This window comes from Aureimonas altamirensis (assembly GCF_023702225.1).
GTDB classification, from domain to species: domain Bacteria; phylum Pseudomonadota; class Alphaproteobacteria; order Rhizobiales; family Rhizobiaceae; genus Aureimonas; species Aureimonas altamirensis_B.
Window position 1 is genome coordinate 1 of the sequence record NZ_JAMQCO010000013.1, and the last position, 16,514, is coordinate 16,514.

Annotated in this window: 19 protein-coding genes; 12 read left to right on the forward strand and 7 right to left on the reverse strand. The window is 61.8% G+C overall.

Going from position 1 to position 16,514, the window contains the following annotated elements; all coding sequences use genetic code 11:
• Positions 1-102 precede the first annotated feature (102 nt).
• Entirely contained in the window at positions 103-630 is a 528-nt protein-coding gene (locus tag NDN16_RS18265; protein WP_251114895.1) for a hypothetical protein, read from the reverse strand.
• 215 nt (positions 631-845) lie between these two features.
• Here NDN16_RS18265 and NDN16_RS18270 point away from each other — a divergent pair, with 215 nt between their 5' ends.
• On the forward strand, positions 846-1,193 hold the full coding sequence (locus tag NDN16_RS18270; protein ID WP_251114896.1) for a DUF3088 domain-containing protein: 348 nt from the start codon (positions 846-848) through the stop codon (positions 1,191-1,193).
• A gap of 60 nt (positions 1,194-1,253) precedes the next feature.
• Here NDN16_RS18270 and NDN16_RS18275 read toward each other — a convergent pair whose 3' ends face one another.
• The 3 genes from NDN16_RS18275 to NDN16_RS18285 form a co-directional block, all read right to left on the reverse strand.
• Entirely contained in the window at positions 1,254-2,090 is an 837-nt protein-coding gene (locus NDN16_RS18275; RefSeq protein WP_251114897.1) for an EamA family transporter, read from the reverse strand.
• A 328-nt stretch (positions 2,091-2,418) separates the two neighbouring features.
• Entirely contained in the window at positions 2,419-3,297 is an 879-nt protein-coding gene (locus tag NDN16_RS18280) for an AAA family ATPase (protein ID WP_251114898.1), read from the reverse strand.
• Positions 3,224-4,624 (reverse strand): Mu transposase C-terminal domain-containing protein, encoded by a 1,401-nt coding sequence (locus tag NDN16_RS18285; protein WP_251114899.1) that lies wholly within the window; start codon positions 4,622-4,624, stop codon positions 3,224-3,226. Before NDN16_RS18285 ends, NDN16_RS18280 begins: the two co-directional genes overlap by 74 nt.
• Before the next feature lie 189 nt (positions 4,625-4,813).
• Between NDN16_RS18285 and NDN16_RS18290 the strand changes: the two genes are divergently transcribed.
• From NDN16_RS18290 to NDN16_RS18325, 8 genes are all read left to right on the forward strand, one after another.
• Positions 4,814-5,389 (forward strand): recombinase family protein, encoded by a 576-nt coding sequence (locus NDN16_RS18290; RefSeq protein WP_435301128.1) that lies wholly within the window; start codon positions 4,814-4,816, stop codon positions 5,387-5,389.
• 175 nt (positions 5,390-5,564) lie between these two features.
• Positions 5,565-5,912: an ArsR/SmtB family transcription factor gene (locus NDN16_RS18295; RefSeq protein ID WP_251114900.1), complete on the forward strand. Its 348-nt coding sequence runs from the start codon at positions 5,565-5,567 to the stop codon at positions 5,910-5,912.
• On the forward strand, positions 5,909-6,436 hold the full coding sequence (locus tag NDN16_RS18300; RefSeq protein ID WP_251114901.1) for an arsenate reductase ArsC: 528 nt from the start codon (positions 5,909-5,911) through the stop codon (positions 6,434-6,436). The genes NDN16_RS18295 and NDN16_RS18300 overlap by 4 nt, the downstream gene beginning before the upstream one ends.
• A gap of 9 nt (positions 6,437-6,445) precedes the next feature.
• Complete coding sequence (arsC, locus tag NDN16_RS18305; RefSeq protein WP_251114902.1) at positions 6,446-6,859, forward strand: arsenate reductase (glutaredoxin); 414 nt, start codon at positions 6,446-6,448, stop codon at positions 6,857-6,859.
• Between the two features lie 17 nt (positions 6,860-6,876).
• Positions 6,877-7,578 (forward strand): arsenical resistance protein ArsH, encoded by a 702-nt coding sequence (arsH, locus tag NDN16_RS18310; RefSeq protein WP_285292833.1) that lies wholly within the window; start codon positions 6,877-6,879, stop codon positions 7,576-7,578.
• 22 nt (positions 7,579-7,600) lie between these two features.
• Positions 7,601-8,905 carry an arsenic transporter gene (locus tag NDN16_RS18315; RefSeq protein WP_251114903.1) on the forward strand — a complete coding sequence of 435 codons (1,305 nt, stop codon included), beginning with the start codon at positions 7,601-7,603 and terminating at the stop codon, positions 8,903-8,905.
• On the forward strand, positions 8,902-10,071 hold the full coding sequence (locus NDN16_RS18320) for an MFS transporter (protein ID WP_251114904.1): 1,170 nt from the start codon (positions 8,902-8,904) through the stop codon (positions 10,069-10,071). Before NDN16_RS18315 ends, NDN16_RS18320 begins: the two co-directional genes overlap by 4 nt.
• Positions 10,072-10,362: 291 nt before the next feature.
• Positions 10,363-10,998 carry a recombinase family protein gene (locus NDN16_RS18325; RefSeq protein ID WP_251114905.1) on the forward strand — a complete coding sequence of 212 codons (636 nt, stop codon included), beginning with the start codon at positions 10,363-10,365 and terminating at the stop codon, positions 10,996-10,998.
• A 6-nt stretch (positions 10,999-11,004) separates the two neighbouring features.
• Here the strand turns inward: NDN16_RS18325 and NDN16_RS18330 are convergent, their stop codons facing one another.
• Genes NDN16_RS18330 through NDN16_RS18340 form a run of 3 tightly spaced genes read right to left on the reverse strand, consistent with a single transcriptional unit; the run spans position 11,005 to position 15,193 of the window.
• Entirely contained in the window at positions 11,005-11,739 is a 735-nt protein-coding gene (locus NDN16_RS18330; RefSeq protein WP_251114906.1) for a hypothetical protein, read from the reverse strand.
• Positions 11,726-14,014 carry a Mov34/MPN/PAD-1 family protein gene (locus NDN16_RS18335; protein ID WP_251114907.1) on the reverse strand — a complete coding sequence of 763 codons (2,289 nt, stop codon included), beginning with the start codon at positions 14,012-14,014 and terminating at the stop codon, positions 11,726-11,728. Before NDN16_RS18335 ends, NDN16_RS18330 begins: the two co-directional genes overlap by 14 nt.
• Before the next feature lie 3 nt (positions 14,015-14,017).
• Positions 14,018-15,193 (reverse strand): metallohydrolase, encoded by a 1,176-nt coding sequence (locus NDN16_RS18340; protein ID WP_251114908.1) that lies wholly within the window; start codon positions 15,191-15,193, stop codon positions 14,018-14,020.
• A gap of 192 nt (positions 15,194-15,385) precedes the next feature.
• Here NDN16_RS18340 and NDN16_RS18345 point away from each other — a divergent pair, with 192 nt between their 5' ends.
• Genes NDN16_RS18345 through NDN16_RS18355 form a run of 3 tightly spaced genes read left to right on the forward strand, consistent with a single transcriptional unit; the run spans position 15,386 to position 16,139 of the window.
• On the forward strand, positions 15,386-15,598 hold the full coding sequence (locus tag NDN16_RS18345; protein ID WP_251114909.1) for a hypothetical protein: 213 nt from the start codon (positions 15,386-15,388) through the stop codon (positions 15,596-15,598).
• A 35-nt stretch (positions 15,599-15,633) separates the two neighbouring features.
• Positions 15,634-15,882, forward strand: a complete 249-nt coding sequence (locus NDN16_RS18350; protein WP_251114910.1) for an Imm74 family immunity protein — start codon at positions 15,634-15,636, stop codon at positions 15,880-15,882.
• The gene (locus NDN16_RS18355) at positions 15,879-16,139 is read left to right on the forward strand and encodes a hypothetical protein (RefSeq protein WP_251114911.1); all 261 of its coding nucleotides are present in this window, start codon (positions 15,879-15,881) and stop codon (positions 16,137-16,139) included. The genes NDN16_RS18350 and NDN16_RS18355 overlap by 4 nt, the downstream gene beginning before the upstream one ends.
• Positions 16,140-16,514 lie beyond the last annotated feature (375 nt).

Below are 16,514 nucleotides of genomic sequence, written 5' to 3' on the forward strand. Positions count from 1 at the left end.
ACGTTTCCAGCCAACGAGCTGGGCCGCTTCGTCCTGTAACGACCCATCTAAGTCCTTCGGAGGCCGACCCCTGCGATCCAGAAGCGGACACATCACGAGCCGTCAGCTTGGCGCGTCCGCGACGAAGGTCGGCAGCTCGAAGAAGCCGACGTTCAGCTTTTGCTCCTCGCACCACGTTTTGAAGCCTTCCGTGCAGATCGGCATGTAGGGGCGCTCGCGGTCCACCGCGACCATCGCCCCCTCGGGCAGCGGACGGGTGACCACGAAGTTTTCCGCCTTGAACCGCTTCAGGTGCGGCCAGAAGCGCACCGGGTCGATGTCGTCGATCACGTCCACGACGTGCCGGTAGGTCGCGCAGTAGAGGCCACCCACGTCGTCGCCGATCCAGTTCATCAGGTTTTCAGGGCCGTACATGACGATCGTCTCGTAGAAGAGGAAATCGTCCATGTTGGCGCCCAGCATGGCGTCGCGAAACCGCTTCGAGACCATGGGAATGGCCGCATCGACCTTGATGAAGTCGGTGAAGCAAAGCGAGTCAGGCGCAAACTCGTCGGCGCTAAAGGCTCGTGGATAAGGCTTGTTTTCCCGCATCGCATCCCGTGCGGCGTCGTAGTCCTTAGCATGTACCATTTCAGGGGGGTGAAGCGCCGGATGAGTGGTGAGATGGTAATACCGATGCATGATCTCACCTTCTGAACGGGCTTAAGCGGGATACGCGTTACATGCAGACCCATGCCATTGTCCGCTTCCGCGGGAAGATAGCCGGAAGCGGACGGTCCGCAACCACCCTTCCCGGTCCTTCTCGGCAGCGGCCTGTGCTACGCATTGAAGTGTCGGAGGCTCAAATGAAACGCGACACGCTTGTCATCCTCAAACCCGATTTCATCGATCCAGCCTTTCCAGGCATGTGGTTCTACTGCTGGCATTGCGCATTGATGGAAGGGGTAATCGCGAGCTTTCCCAAGCTCACGGAAAAGATCGACGTGCTGAGGGTCAAATGGCCGCGGCCAAGAAATGAGGTCGTTGAACTGATCGGGGCCGAAAATCAGTCGCTTCCCGTGCTTATCTTCGCTGAAGGCGCCAGTGACAGCCTAGCGACCGGAAGCTTCAAGGGACGCCTCTTCGCGGAGGGCAAAGATATGATCCTTGCTGCGCTCTCTGAGCGGCACGGTATCCCTTTCCCGCATCCGTAGCCTCCACGATCCGCCTTGCGTCCGATGACGATCGTCTAACGGACGCCTCGAAGCCCCTTGTCAGTTGAGCGCTATGGCGGCGATTCCGAACAGGACCAGAATCGTGCAAGCCGCCTTCTGAAGGCCGAGCCGTTCGCGGAGAACGAGGGAGCCGAAGATCATCGTCATCACGACGCTGACCTCTCGAAGGGCGGAGACGAGGGCCACTTCGCTGCGCGAGAGAGCCCAGATGATGAGGGCGTGCGCGAGCGACATGACGAAGCCGCTCGCGGTGCAGATCTTCCAGTTCTCGGCCGTGTAGGCGAGAAACGCCCGGGGACCGGCCACCAGCCCGGCGAGAAGCATCAACAGCCCTTCGAGGAGAAAGACCCACAGGATGTAGGTGATCGCCTGTCCGCCCAGCGCCGCGCCTTCGGCATCGAGCAGGGTGAAACACGCGACGAACGCTGCCGTCACGAGGGCGAAGCCGACGGCGTGGTAGTTCGTCGGGATCCCGCGGACGAACGTCAGGCCCATGATGCCCAGCGCGATCGTCAGAACCGCACCGATCTGAACCCCGGAGACGTCGGCGTTCACGAAGATCAGGGAGAGCGGGAGGACAAAGAGCGGGATCGCCCCGCGCGCGATCGGGTAGACTTGGCTCATGTCCCCATAGCGGTATCCTGCCGAGAGGAAGATCCGGTATCCGGCGTGCAAGGGTGCGGAGGCCGCCAGAAACCACCACGCGGCAGGATCAAGGGGCGGCGCGAACGGAAGGGCGAGCAGGCAGATCACGCCCGACGTCGCCGCCATCAGCGAGAGGGAGCGGAACTGGTCGCGCCCCTTCTTGACGAAGAGGTTCCAGCTCGAATGGAGGAATGCGGCCAGGATCACGACCAGAAACGTGGTGATGTCCAAGCCTACGTTCTCCTTCCAATATCGCCGTCGATTCTAAGCTAACACAACTCGCAGGCGATGCGGGGAAACCGCTTGTCCGCCTGACACAGCGTCGGTCCGATGACGTTCGCTCAACGGACGAATGCGCAATGCGTAGCCGAGCCGTCGTTCCACCGCGCCTGCACCACGGGCCGAGTGTCCGTTTGAGTGGTCCGGTCAAAATTCTCACTACCAGGCGTCTATCGGACGGGTTCGTTTTGGGTATGCCTTTTGAAGACCGGTCCAACCCTGGTCTTGTAAGTGCTGTGAAACGCCACGATAAACGGCGGCATCCTGATCGCGGTATTTGTCAGTTGCCAGGTCCGATCACGAGGCAGTCACGCGCAGCCTGAACGACGTCGGCGGATACCTCCTCAACGCAGTTGAGGGTCATGATCCGCCTCATCTTCGCGAACAGGCGCTCCATCAGCCGGAAGTTGCCGCGCGTAATCCGAATCACTGCCGCTTGCGCCTCGATCCCTTCGAGCTGGGTCGGATCAAAAGTGATCCCGAAGTCGCCGGCGTGCGTCGTCAGCAAGAGGCGCATCTCGGTTTCGGTGAGCGGCTTGAACTCGTGGACAAAGCCGATCCGCGAGTAGATCTGGGCGTAGCGGGAAAGCCGTTTCTCCAGGCCCGGCATTCCCATGAGGATGAGGCCGAAGCCCTGCCGGTCGGATAAATCGCGAAGATGCTCGAGCGACTTGATGGACAAGCGATCGGCTTCATCAACGATGACGAGCGGACAGGCGATGCAGGCCGTGTCGAAGGTCACGTCGTCCAATGAGCCGGCAGCTATGGTCACCCGCGCAAATCCCAATTTTGTTAGGCTCGTGCCGAGCTCTGTGTTGAGCGTCTTGGGCGTGTTGCTGACGCGGACCGTATAGAAAATCGCCTTGCAGCGTGCGATCTTCTCGCCGAAGGGTGCAGCAATCGCGTTGCACGCACCGTAATCCCGTAAGTCGGGAAAGCTGGAGAACTCGCGCGCCGATCGTGTCTTTCCCACCCCTGGCCGACCATGGCACACGCCGATGTAGCGGTAGTGTGAGCAAGCCTCGGCGAACTCGACAAATCGAGCATGTTCGCGCGTCTTCAGGAACGGCTGCTCGACGGGGAATTCAATCGTCAGCGGCGTAGAGCCGGAGTCCTCGGACGGTTGTGGGGCGGGAAGTCGTACTCTCTTGGTCGCCATCGGGAACCTCCGTCCTGGCAAGCGCCTGTTTGTCGCGCTCCTTCACGCCGCGCCGCGCCTGCTGGATCGCGCGCAGCGACGGACTACCCGCGTGCTCGGGGCTGAGCGCACGGCAGACAAACCGGCCTTGGTGGTAGACATGGATCTCGGTCAGGTCGCGGGGATCATAGACCGCCTCGACCTGCTCACCGACGAAGGCGGCGAGCGTCGGCTCGACGTAGCGTCTGCCCATCAGGCGGATGCCGTCGCGCAGCACCTTGCGTGGCTTCGGCACATGCACGAGCAACATGTCGAGTTGTTCGAGGCTGTCAGGCATGGCGGGCAGGAACCCGCCTTTCTGCCATCGCGCGATCGGGGGTTCCCTGGTGCTGCCATGTGGGCGGCGATGATAGACCTCGCACACGAACGTCTCGAACCGGACCCGCAGCTCGTCGAGCGTGAGTGCTGGCGCCGACAGGGCTTTGCCCGCGATCAGGTGCCCAGGCAGGTCTGGCAAGAACATGTCGTTGATGGTGCGGAACAGGCGCTCGATCTTGCCGCGCCCGCGAGGACGGCCCGGGAGCGAATGAATGAGGCGAATCTTCAGGACGATGCACGCCTGCTCGATATGCTCGGAAACGAAATCCGAGCCGTTGTCGACGTAGAGCTGTTCGGGGATTCCGCTGACGATCCACTCGGGGTTTAGCTTGCGCCAGATTGCTTGCCGCAACGCCAGCGCCGTGTTGAGGGCGCTCGGCGCATCGAGGCTGATGAAATAACCGGCGATGGCCCGGCTGTGATCGTCAAGTACGACAGTCAGCCAGGGGCGCACCGGGCTTACGGCGTCATCAAGGACAAGTATGTCGAGAATGGTATGGTCCGCCTGCCACATCTCGTTGGCGGCCGAGGCTTCGCGCCGATGCACCAGCTCGTGCTCGTCGCGGTAGGCGGCTGGATCGGAGGCCACCGTGATCTGGCTCACCGGGATCGTCCTGACAATACGCGCGACGGACGAATAGCTTGGTGCCCTGTGCCCTTCGGCAACGGCGAGTTCCTGCATTTTCCGGTGGATGGCAGCGACCGGTGGACGTGGACGCTTGATGGCACGATCGCGAGCAAGCCTGACCAGATGGTCCGGCAGATGCAGCCTACCCCGGTCGCCCCGTGGAAGGCTTGCGAGGCCGGCAAGCCCTTCAGCTCGGTAACGCCCGAGCCAACGCTGCAGAGTCCGATCGCTCACCGTGCCGGCGCGTGCGAGGTCCGCGAGGGGGACGCCATCGGCCAGATGTGGCTCGAGGATACGGTAGCGCTCGATCGCCAGCGGCGGAGCGAGCGCCGGATGTGTCATCGCGGAGCGCTCAGAGCGTGAGTAAGGAAAACGGAGATTTGTTTGCCTAACGCCATGTTCAGTCCGATCGCGTTGCAAAACCGACCTGTCGCAGGTAAATCTATTCGGTAAAGAAAACTAGGGCAACATACTCCTGCCGATGACGACTTCCCTGCCAAAATCAGCGTGCCGGAGCCACAACACCCGCTCATGATGAAAATTGGATACGCGCGCGTCTCGACGATCGAGCAGAATCTCGATTTTCAGAAGGACGCCTTGTTGGCTGCCGGGTGTGAGAAAGTTATAACCGACAAGGCGTCCGGCGCAACGGCCGCCAGGCCTGGTCTCGAGAAGGTTAAGGAGCAGCTCCGCGCCGGTGACACCCTGGTCTTATGGCGGCTTGATCGCCTCGGTCGATCTCTGCGCGATCTCATTGGCTGGATGACCTACCTCGAAGAACGGAAGATCGGGCTGCTCAGCCTCCACGAGGCGATCGATACGACGACCACCTCGGGCAAGCTCACCTTCCACCTGTTCGGTGCTCTGGCGGAGTTCGAGCGCAACTTGATCCGCGAGCGGACCCAGGCCGGTCTCGCGGCGGCGCGCGCTCGCGGCAAGAAAGGCGGGCGGCCCACGGCGCTCAACAAAGACAAGCGCGATCTGGCTATCAGGCTCTACCACGAGAACAAAATGCCGATCGCCAAGATCTGCTCGATGCTCGGCATCTCCAAACCGACGCTCTACGCCTACGTTCGTGCAGCCGGGGAGGCCGCGACGACCGCATAAAGGGAAAGGCTTCGATCTGCCCAGACAGGTCTAGAAGCACAAGTGATGCCCGAGAGGGTCCGCAGTGCCAGTCTAATCCCAGGCATGAGCCGACCCACCCTGGAGGCCTCTCCGGACACGGACGCTAGCCTCAAAGCCACTTGAACATTGCAATCATATTTGCAACGTTGCATTTATGAACGATGATGCAGCCGTTGCCGCCCTTTCCGCCCTTGCTCACGCCGACCGCCTAGCGGCCTTCCGGATGCTCGTCCGCGCGGGTCCGAACGGCATGGCGTCCGGCGAGATCGCCGACGCCCTGTCGATCCCGCCGACGCGCATGAGCTTTCATCTCGCGACGCTGGAGCGCTCGAAGCTCTTGCGCTCGTGGCGGGACGGGCGTCGCATCCTCTACGCCGCGAGCTACGACGACATGCGCCAGCTCCTTGCCTTCCTCACCGAGGATTGCTGCTCCGGGAACCCGGAAATCTGCGGCGACCTCGGAGACTTCATCGCCACCTGCGCCCCGGAGACCTTCCGATGACTGCCCAGCCCTTCAACGTCCTGTTCCTCTGCACGGGCAACTCGGCCCGCTCGATCCTCGCCGAGAGCGTTTTGCGCAAGGAAGGCGTCGGTCGCTTCGCCGCCTTCTCAGCCGGGAGCCACCCGAACGGGCAGGTGAACCCCTTGGCGATCGAGGTCCTCCGGGATGAGGGCTATCTGACGGACGGGCTTCGGTCGAAGTCGTGGGACGAGTTCGCGGTGCCCGGCGCGCCCAAGATGGATTTCGTCTTCACGGTCTGCGACCAGGCCGCCGGCGAGAGCTGCCCCGCCTGGCCCGGCCAGCCGATGACCGGACACTGGGGCATTGAGGACCCGGCCGCCGTGGCGGGGTCCGAGATGTGGCGCCGCGCCGCCTTCGAGCGTGCCCTGTCCTACCTGAGGAACCGCATTCTCGCCTTCACGGCCTTGCCCGTTGAGAGCATCGAGCGGACCAGCCTGACCGCCAAGCTTCGAGAGATCGGCCATCTTGAGGGTGCCTCGTCGCCTCGCTCGGACGTCGCGTAGGGAATGCCGATGACCGTCACGATCTACCACAATCCAGCCTGTGGAACCTCTCGCAACACTCTGGAGATGATCCGCCAGTCCGGCGAGGAGCCGGAAGTCATCGAGTACCTGAAGACGCCGCCGAGCCGCGACCGGTTGGTCGAACTTCTCGGTGCCATAGGCATGAAGCCGCGTGAGCTCCTGCGCGAGAAGGGCACCCCTTACGCCGAGCTCGGGCTCGACGATCCGACCCTTTCCGACGACATCCTAATGGACGCGATGGTGGCCCACCCGATCCTGATCAACCGCCCGATCGTCGTGACGCACAAGGGGGCCGCGCTCTGCCGTCCATCGGAGGCGGTCTTGGCCCTGTTGGACAACCCCGTCGCGACCTTCACCAAGGAGGACGGCGAGATGGTCAAGGCGGCGGGATCTGTATCGTGACCGTATCGTCCATCGACATGCCGAATGTTGATCTCGATCAACTCCAGCCAATCGACATGGCTGCGCTGACCGCGTCCGGCGAGGCGTCGCACCCGCCGCGCATCCTGGTCCTCTACGGCTCGATCCGGGACCGCTCCTTCTCCCGCCTCCTGTCGGAGGAGGCCGGGCGCCTTCTCCGCTGGTTCGGGTGCGAGGTTCGCACCTTCGACCCACGGGGCCTACCACTCCCCGACGGAGCGGAGCCCGACCACCCGAAGGTCAAGGAACTGCGCGACCTCGCCGACTGGTCCGAGGGCATGGTCTGGGTCAGCCCGGAACGTCATGGCGCGATGACCGGGATCATGAAGGCGCAGATCGACTGGATTCCGCTGGCGCTCGGTGCCACGCGCCCGACGCAGGGCAAGACGCTCGCCGTCATGGAGGTATCGGGCGGCTCGCAGAGCTTCAACGCCGTGAACCAGATGCGCATTCTCGGCCGCTGGATGCGGATGGTGACGATCCCGAACCAGTCCTCCGTCCCCAAGGCGTTCCTCGAGTTCGACGAGGCGGGACGCATGAAGCCGTCCGCCCTCTACAGCCGGGTCGTCGACGTCTGCGAGGAACTGGTGAAGTTCACCCACTTGGTGCGCGGCCGCTCCGCCTACCTGACGGACCGCTACTCCGAGCGCGTCGAGAGCTCCGAGAAGCTGTCTGAGCGCGTGAACCAGCGCTCCATCTGACCCTCTCTCCCCCGGACCTCCCATGCTCGCGCTCGCGATCTTCGTCGCCACCCTCGTCCTCGTCATCTGGCAGCCCCGGAGCCTCGGCATCGGCTGGTCCGCCCTCGCGGGCGCCGGCGTCGCCCTCGTCACAGGCGTCGTCGGCTGGGCGGACGTCGGTACGGTCTGGCACATCGTCTGGGACGCGACCTTCACCTTCGTCGCGCTCATCGTCATCTCGCTCATCCTCGATGAAGCCGGGTTCTTCGCCTGGGCCGCGCTCCATGTCGCCAGGTGGGGCAGCGGCGACGGACGCCGGCTCTTCCCGCTGATCGTCACGCTCGGGGCCGCGATCGCCGCCGTCTTCGCCAACGACGGCGCAGCGCTGCTCCTCACGCCGATCGTGCTTGCGATCCTCTTACGACTGAACTTCCCGCCCGCCGGGGCGCTCGCCTTCGTCGTCGCCTGCGGCTTCGTCGCCGACACGACAAGCTTGCCACTCGTGGTGTCGAACCTCGTGAACATCGTCACGGCGAACTTCTTCGGCATCTCCTTCGGCCGCTACGCCGCAATCATGGTTCCTGTGAACCTCGTCTCGCTCGCCGCGACGCTTCTCGTTCTCTGGCTCTGGTTCCGCAGGGACATTCCCACGAACTACCGCACCGAAGAACTGGAGGAGCCACGCCGTGCCATCCGCGACCACGCCGTCTTCCTGGCGGCATTCCCGCTTCTCGGGCTCCTGCTGGTCGCCTATTTCGTAACAGGTCCGCTGGGCGTCCCGATCGCGTTCGTCACCGGGGCGGCCGCCCTCATTCTTATGGCGATTGCCGGACGCTGGTTCTCTGCCGGTCGCGGCGCGGTCGTACCGCTCGCCAAGGTGCTGCGTGAGGCGCCCTGGCAGATCGTGCTGTTCTCGATCGGCATGTATCTCGTGGTCTACGGCCTCGGGAACGCGGGGCTCACCGACATTGCCGCCGCAGCGCTCGTCTGGCTCGCGCAACAGGGCACGTTCGTTGCAACGGTCGGGACGGGCTTCGTCGTGGCCGTGCTCGCCTCTGTCATGAACAACATGCCCGCGACCCTCGTCGGAGCGCTCGCCATCGACCGTGCCGCCCTCGATCCGCTGACGCAGGAGCTGATGGTCTACGCCAACGTCGTCGGCAACGATCTCGGGCCGAAGTTCACGCCGATCGGCTCGCTTGCGACCCTTCTCTGGCTCCATGTGCTGGCTGGCAAGGGGCAGACAATCACCTGGGGCCAATACATGAAGGTCGGCCTCGTCCTAACCCCTCCGGTCCTCCTGGCCGCGTTGGTCGCGCTCTGGATCTGGCTTCCGGTCGTGTCGTGAGATCGCGCTGGCAGGTCATCTCGGCGCTCGGCGTCTTCGAAATACTGGCCTGGGGATCCTCGGTCTATCTTCCTGCCGTGCTGGCGGTCCCGATCTCGCAGGAGACTGGATGGCCCCTCCCATGGGTCGTCGGCGGCATCAGCGTCGGGCTTCTCGTTTCGGCCGCCGCTTCTCCGATTGTCGGGGCGACCATCGCGGCGAAGGGCGGACGTCCGGTGCTGGCATTCGGAGCCGTTCTGCTAGCGCTCGGCCTTGTAATCCTCGGCCTGTCGCCAAACCTGCCAACGTTCCTTGCCGGCTGGGTCGTCATCGGGTTCGGGATGGGCATGGGCCTCTACGATCCTGCATTCGCCACCCTCGGCCGCCTCTACGGGGCCGATGCCCGGTCCGCCATCACGACGCTGACCCTCTGGGGCGGGTTCGCCAGCACGGTCTGCTGGCCACTCTCGGCCTTTATGGTCGAACATCTGGGATGGCGCGGAACCTGCCTCGCCTACACCGCGCTCCACGTCTGCGTCTCGCTTCCCTTGGTCCTTTTGTTCGTGCCATCGACCGTGTCGACCGGCATCCAGCAAGCGCGTTCCAAGGAACAGATCCCTCCTTCGCCGGAGGAGCGTCGCGCCTTCCTCCTCCTGATCGCGCTGTTCGTCCTGTGTAGCACGATCTTCGGGCTCGTGTCCGTGCACCTCCTGACGCTCCTTCAAGCCCGCGGCGAGACGCTCGCTGCTGCCGTCGCCTTCGGTGCGATGGTCGGGCCCTCGCAAGTTGGCGCCCGTATCCTGGAGATGGCCGGACGCGGTCGCCACCATCCGCTCTGGACTCTACGCGCCGCCGTGGCGCTGACGGCGATCGGCATCTGCTCGCTTGCCTTCAACCTCTTGCCGATCGCCGCCGCGATGGTCTTCTACGGTGCAGGTAACGGCATCCTGTCCATCGCCCGAGGTACGGTGCCGTTGGCCCTGTTCGGCCCCGAGACCTACGCCGCCGTCATGGGCCGGCTGGCGCGTCCGGCGCAGATCGCGCAAGCGCTCGCACCGACGATAGGCGCAGCGATCCTTGCTTTAGCCGGAGCCAATGCCACAATGCTGTTTCTCGCGGTTCTCTCGATCGGAGCGCTCGGCACCTTACAGCTGTTGCGACAGGACCACCGCCATCAAGCCGGCTGAGACGTCTGCTTATTAACGTCCTCGTCGAAAAGCGGCCTTTCCACTATCCACCCACCTCGCCATTAGCGGACGCTCTGCTTCAACGGCGTTTGCGATCCCTTGGCGTACATCTCTGTGTGCTGACCCCCCCGTGAGGGTCCGCAGGGTCGGTCCGAGACTAATCCGCCGAACCGGCGGCACGACACTTATCGTGACCAGATTCCCGCTATTCATCTCGACCGTTCACATAAGTGCGCTTTAACCGCGTAAAAAGGACTGAACGCAAAGAGACCATCCAAAACGGATCAAGCCATGTTCGTGCGCGCCTACCTTCGAGCGTCCACCTCGCAGCAGGACGCGTCACGAGCTCGTGGAGCGCTCGACGCCTTCGCGGCCGAGCGAGGTTTGCGCATCGCGGCCCGCTACGTCGAGAACGAGAGCGGCGCGAAGCTGCACCGGCCTGAGCTGTTTCGTCTCCTTGCCGACTGCGAGCCCGGCGACGTCCTTCTCGTGGAACAGGTCGATCGTCTATCCCGCCTCACCTCCCCCGATTGGATGAAGCTGCGGGCTGAGATCGACGCCAAGCAGGTCCGCATAGTCGCGCTTGATCTGCCGACGTCTTGGAACTTGGCTGCGCCGGAGGACGAGTTCACAAGCCGGATGTTTTCGGCAGTGAACAACATGATGCTCGATGTCCTCGCGGCCGTCGCGCGCAAGGACTATGAGGATCGTCGCCGGCGCCAGTTGGAGGGTACTGCCCGAGCGAAGGCCGCTGGGCTCTACAAGGGCCGCCCCGCGAACTTGTCGCGCAATGCGGCTATCGCGGCCATGCTCCAAGATGGGCGGACATGGAACCAGATCATGAGCGCAACCGGATGCAGTCGGACCCTTCTCGCGAAGCTTACACGGGAACAGCGCGCTCAAGGTGCTTCGCAAACCGCAAATTAGGGAGCGTCAGCCTGCCTTGTTTTCAGAGCTTATCAGCGTCTCGGTACTGAGGGCGAGCTGCCGTGCGTATGTCTTAGATGCATCCAGAACACTGGCCTGACTTACGCCGAAAATGAAGAACATGGCGTGGATGAGTGAGAAAATAGCCAGGAAGACGAGTTTTCCATCACTCAAGCTGGCAAACCCGGGCTCAAGCCAAACGATGGCGGCAGCCAACGCGAACACAAGTATGTTAAGGAGTATACCAACGGGTTTTAGCCCGAGTAGATTGCGTCTAAACCCATAGCTGACGTTCTCGTGGAACAGTAGCTTGAAACGCTCCGTATCGCGTGTGTTCTCCCGCAGCCAGAAGAAACACTCATCATAGAAATCGCGTGAAAGTTGTGGGTTCTGCCTTTCGTCGTCTTCCGATAGAGGCGTTTGATTTATTTTATTAGCGATGAAAGCGCGGTAGCGGTCGCGCATGCCTTTGACGAGCGTAGAATTGTCATGACAAAGCTCAGTGTTGTAGGGCTTTCCACCTGTCTCAGCGAAAAGCTGACGCTCTCGCCGTCTACCCATGCGGCGAGCTAGATCTGCCGCAGCAAAGAAAAGAACAGCGATCCCGGCCGTAGAGACGATTTCGGAAAGGCCCGGGTCAGTCCAGTTCGTGGCGAGCAGCGCAAGAGCCACCGCCGGGGCGATCGTCAGGATCGCAGGGAAGAGACGGGCTCGAATCGAGTATGCGTCAAGGAATTCCATTCGCTCCCTCTTCCGTTCCCATGATGCAATGGAAATCCGTTGGCGTGACGATCAGGAGGATGGCGGGAGGAGCCCTTTCATCCGCTAACTGTCGCGCTGTGTCGCGATCAAGGTTTGAAGGTCCAACGTCCACGAGATGGCTGTGCCATGTGCCTATATCGAGCAGGCCGCCGCCACTGCGTTGGTGTCTGTCTCGAATGGCGGCTTGGGCCCCCTCGGTTCCCAGAACGAACTTCGTCGCGCTTCTCGTGCTGTCAGGGGGCGCGGGTAAGGTATCGACCACGGTGATCGTTCTCATGCGAGCACTGCAGCTCCCGATGAGAAAGCCGCCAGTCTCCACATCCGTGTAGGCCGCAGCTTCGGCTCGAATGCGGTCGATTACTTCAACCGTCACCCGAACTCTCCAGTCTGCCCCCGTGACCGGTATCTCAATCAAGGGTGGAACGGCCAATCGCCGCCAGGTGAGGTTTGACGTCGTGCGATCCCGAACGCAAATCGCGACGTGACCCCCACCCTCACGCTCTTCCCATCGATCTAGAATTTCCTCTGTCGCGATCGCTGTCATCGATGACAAACGAGCATCCGACATAGGCATCGTCAAAGATCCACAACCTTGACCAATCTGAACCTGCGCAAGGCCATGCTCTTCGTCGAACAGCAAAGCACTCTCATGAGGTGCTGCCGCTCCTGTAAGCACGGCCATCAGATCGACGAGGTTCGGGTTTCGCCCCTGCCCTTCGTAAAGGACGAAGCACCCCTCGCCACGTCCAAAAAGCGCGACTTCAGAAACTCGCGGGGGAAAGTGTTCGAGGGATGTAAGGCTGAGTGCTTCACGTACGAGAAGAGATGCGGTGGAATTGATCACCGTCTCAGCATGACGGGGCGCAACTTCCTTCCAAATGCTGTCGTCCGCGAGACCGACAAGAATGTCGCCGCGATAGACTGAAGGCGACTGACCAAGGTTTCGAAGGTTCTCGGCTACCACGTCAGCCTTCGGCTGAGGGAGCGGTCCTGCAACGGGTCCATATCGAGCCATGTTGTGCGGTAGAAGGTTGCTCTTGTCGGTCACAGCCGAGACCGGAATTCCGGCTCTCGCAAGGTGCAGCGCAATCTTCGATCCCACACTGCCGCAACCGATCAAGGCGGTCGCAGCCCGCTCGGGCTCGTTGGCCACTTCTCTCAGAAGAGCGGGCGACGTCTTCTCCAAGCATCGTATCGGCGCTGAATGAAGGCCATCCTCGCCGTCGAACAAGGTCGAGCGCCCAACTGTGGGACGGACTTCGATGGCATACGGCAGAAGTTCGATGGGCGTCCGCCGATCCATCAAATCAAATGGCCGACGGGCGCAAAAGACGATGCCGATTGGAATGGGATAGTCGCAGCTCTGGTCCGCCAACATTCGCTCGAGACCATCAACGAACGATCGAAACTGGCTTCGAAACCCCAATTGGTCGGCTCGAGCTGTCAAATCGGCGATGGAAGTGATTGTTTCCGGGAGGAACTCGGAAGCCACGAGGGGCTGACCATCAGGCTGTCGGCCGCTCCAGAAAATGCCGACAACTGTTTTACCGTATGACCGTTCAGGAGAAGGCGACCACAACTGAACAGGTCGCTTCTTCGTCGCCGCAAAAAGCGCCGTCGGCTCATTCTCGACATCAAAAAAAACTTCCACGTCAGGGCCGAGAACGGCATCCTGCCGACCAAAGCGATAGAACCCAGTCTTCAAGGCGGTCCACCCGGCGTCCTTGCCAACACGTTGCCGGACATAATCCGTCTCCGCGATAAGGGCGCCGCTAGCCTGGTAGCGAATGGTGGGCTCCCACCCTTGAGCCTCATTCATCAACGTGCCTTCGGCGGCACGAGCGAGCCAAACGGCTAGCTGATCAAATAGATAGACGATCCCCAACTCGAGCATGCCGAACTGGTTGAAGTATTCTCCCGCAGCTCCGTCGACGAGACAGGGTGCAGGCTCATCGTCTGCAGATCCAGGATACAGGTGCGGAAGATTCCTAGGGAAGTCTCGCCGGAAGCGGAACGTCGGTTCTCGCCAAGGATAGGCGTTCGTCAGAACGACCCAGACCCGCTCGACTTTGAGCACCCCATTCGAACTGACGCCACGCGCCCGTTCGATAAGCGTCATCTCGACATCGACGTCGACGTACAAACGTGCGCTCAGATCACCGATGTCTTCAATACCCGCAGCAAGACACTGAGGGTGACCGGTTACGACACGCTGGAAATGTTCAGCGTGCCGCTGCAGGTCCGCCGCAGACATTTCTCACCCATGTCCGCGTGCAGTCGTTGAAACCGCGCTAACCCCGGCCGCTGATGCGCCGATCGTGGCCGCGAGCTTCAAGGTGCGCTGCGTACCCCTGTGGCTAATCTTGAACTCCACAGGTCTGTCTTCCTTATCGCGCACCTCTTCCGTGCATAGAAAGCGATCCGTATCCTCGCCAACCATGGAAAGGTATTCGCGTTTGGCCCGCTCATGCGGCGGGTTCGCATCGTCCTTTTTGATGGGTTTGCAACTCGCCACGATGACGGAGCCCTCTCGGCCCTGCCCAAGCGCGTCTCGAGCCTCCGGGCAAACCTTGACTGCCTCACCGAGCTGAGACCAGCGGTCGAAGCTCAACGTCCGCCATGAACAATGATGCGGCGTTTCCATGATGTCATACTGGAGCCAATCGGTCGTTCCATCTTCCGAATGGCGTTCCCAAAGTCGCTTCCAGATCGCAACGCCAGCATCGCCTCCGGATAGAAAGAGACACTTTCCTTTGTAGCCGTCGGCTGAGATCGAAAAGCGCGTGATGACGGAGGAGTTGTTCTTCTCGATCTCGTCGAGGAGGGGATCGTCCTCGTCCTCGAAAAAAATTGGGGCAAGGAGCCGTCCCTCTAGTTCACCCGACTGCACGCGGTTGACCTTCGTGATGAGCTCTTTGCATTCGATCAGGATATCGCCCAGATCGTCGGTTTTTCCGTCCTTATCTTTGCCGAGGATAAGGATGCGATCTCCATTCTCCGTCGCCAGTCCATCCTCGCGAAACCGTCGAACCCTCCGACGAGCCTCAGAAGCCCACGCCTTGGCTTCCTCGCAAAGCTGATGCTGCGTGCTGGCCCGACGAAACACGATCGGTGACGACCACATTTCACGGATCAGAATTAGGTTCTTGTTCCCAACGGGGAAATCGTCGGGAGAGCCGAGATGAAAATGCGTGCTCAAGCCGGTGACGTGGTCTGCATCAGGGTGGGAGACAAGAAACGCGTCGACATAGAGCCTGCCCTTCTCATCACGAGGTAGGCGGTCCTTCAGATCCTTCGCGACGTCGTACGTGCTATCGTCCGGGTTGTCGGCTGCCGCCCGAATGTTGATATCGATTAGGACATTCTGGCCGTTGTCGAGCTGAATCAACGCCATATCGCCGTTCCCGACGGGGAAGAAGGTGAGGTATGCCATTTCATGCCTCCAGCTTTTAGAGGCACATATATGGTGATTTGGTCGCCAAGACACAAGATGTGGTGTGTAGATGGGTAAGATTTTCGATATCTGGGTCAGTTCTGTCCAACGTCCCGGGCCTGCGGGGTACGCTCTAAGCTGCGTCAGTCCAAATCGTTCTCAGATAGCACCTCTCGCGCACGAACTAGGCTCATGAACACGGTTGAGCCTGACGAACTCGCTGGTTTGGCGAAGCGCTACCTCGATCTCGCCGACGCGGATCTCCTCCGCGCTTTCGAACTCGCTCTCGCTGATCTCGTGGTCGCCGAACGGCACATCTCCTGGGGCCTCGTCCGCGGTCGTGTAGATCCCGTCGCTGTGCCGGAAATCTTCCTCCGAAACTACGAAGCGACAGACCCTGCATGACTGGTCACGCGCGTCGAGACGCGGGACGGTGGCGGATGATCGTCACGAACATCAGCCGAGGAATGATATCGATCGAGGACGGGCCGCGCCGCTTCGAAGCGCACGGCGAGGGTTTGTTGCCATCCGACCCGGGCGAGGTCGCTTACGTCGTGTATTTGAATTCCCTCTTCGAGATCGGTGCCGACGGGCAGAAGCGAGCGGCCTTGCCGAATGACTGCGACCGGATGATTGCGGTCATCAAAGAGCGGTTCGCGTCGAGAAAAAGCGTCGTCGATTTCGAGTGACGGCCGACAAATCCCTCACCGATCTGCACCGCCTGTCCGTCGTCAGGCTCAACGCAACGGATCGTCTGGACGCTCAAGCCTTTCGCAACCTCCTCGAGGCTCTTCGTGCCGTCGCTCCATCCGACGCTTCCCGCAATCTCGCGCGGGAGGCGTCCGCGACTTTGCGGATCTACGTAGAGTTCGCACGCTCTGACGACGCGGACCTCTTGGCGCTTGCGGACGCATTCGAGGCCGTATCCTCGCCTTTCACACCGTAACCCCTGGAACCGTCGTCGATCGGTCGCGCGGAACGGGACGCGACCCCCACGCAACCCGGCGAAACCCTCTGTTTCTCTCGGCGCCGACCTTGGACTTATCCAGTCCGCCGCCGCCGCTCGCACTGCCCGCGACGGTCGCGCTCCTGTTGCGCGGAACGACACGCGACCCCTGAAACCCCGAGCGGAACGCCCCGTCGCGTAGACAAGCAGGACGCGCTACGGGCGCGACATTTGAACGGTCGACGAGCTGACCGCTCGTCGGCTTCTTGCCGGTCCGTAGATCGCCCAAGCGCCCGCGCCCGGAACGGTCAAGGGGCAAGCGCGCGTCCCGCGCGTCGGATCGGCCTTCGGCCTCGCCGGAGAAAATCGGCTTTC

Bases quoted from the DNA above. Each gene is read 5' to 3' on its own strand.
- NDN16_RS18340 (WP_251114908.1), bottom strand. From the start codon at position 15,193: ATGGCATACCTCACCTTCTTCCCCGTCGGGAACGGCGATATGGCGTTG.
- arsC (WP_251114902.1), top strand. From the start codon at position 6,446: ATGACCGTCACGATCTACCACAATCCAGCCTGTGGAACCTCTCGCAAC.
- NDN16_RS18290 (WP_435301128.1), top strand. From the start codon at position 4,814: ATGATGAAAATTGGATACGCGCGCGTCTCGACGATCGAGCAGAATCTC.
- NDN16_RS18300 (WP_251114901.1), top strand. From the start codon at position 5,909: ATGACTGCCCAGCCCTTCAACGTCCTGTTCCTCTGCACGGGCAACTCG.
- NDN16_RS18335 (WP_251114907.1), bottom strand. From the start codon at position 14,014: ATGTCTGCGGCGGACCTGCAGCGGCACGCTGAACATTTCCAGCGTGTC.
- NDN16_RS18350 (WP_251114910.1), top strand. From the start codon at position 15,634: ATGATCGTCACGAACATCAGCCGAGGAATGATATCGATCGAGGACGGG.
- NDN16_RS18295 (WP_251114900.1), top strand. From the start codon at position 5,565: ATGAACGATGATGCAGCCGTTGCCGCCCTTTCCGCCCTTGCTCACGCC.
- arsH (WP_285292833.1), top strand. From the start codon at position 6,877: ATGCCGAATGTTGATCTCGATCAACTCCAGCCAATCGACATGGCTGCG.
- NDN16_RS18345 (WP_251114909.1), top strand. From the start codon at position 15,386: ATGAACACGGTTGAGCCTGACGAACTCGCTGGTTTGGCGAAGCGCTAC.
- NDN16_RS18330 (WP_251114906.1), bottom strand. From the start codon at position 11,739: ATGGAATTCCTTGACGCATACTCGATTCGAGCCCGTCTCTTCCCTGCG.
- NDN16_RS18280 (WP_251114898.1), bottom strand. From the start codon at position 3,297: ATGGCGACCAAGAGAGTACGACTTCCCGCCCCACAACCGTCCGAGGAC.
- NDN16_RS18285 (WP_251114899.1), bottom strand. From the start codon at position 4,624: ATGACACATCCGGCGCTCGCTCCGCCGCTGGCGATCGAGCGCTACCGT.
- NDN16_RS18265 (WP_251114895.1), bottom strand. From the start codon at position 630: ATGGTACATGCTAAGGACTACGACGCCGCACGGGATGCGATGCGGGAA.
- NDN16_RS18315 (WP_251114903.1), top strand. From the start codon at position 7,601: ATGCTCGCGCTCGCGATCTTCGTCGCCACCCTCGTCCTCGTCATCTGG.
- NDN16_RS18325 (WP_251114905.1), top strand. From the start codon at position 10,363: ATGTTCGTGCGCGCCTACCTTCGAGCGTCCACCTCGCAGCAGGACGCG.
- NDN16_RS18270 (WP_251114896.1), top strand. From the start codon at position 846: ATGAAACGCGACACGCTTGTCATCCTCAAACCCGATTTCATCGATCCA.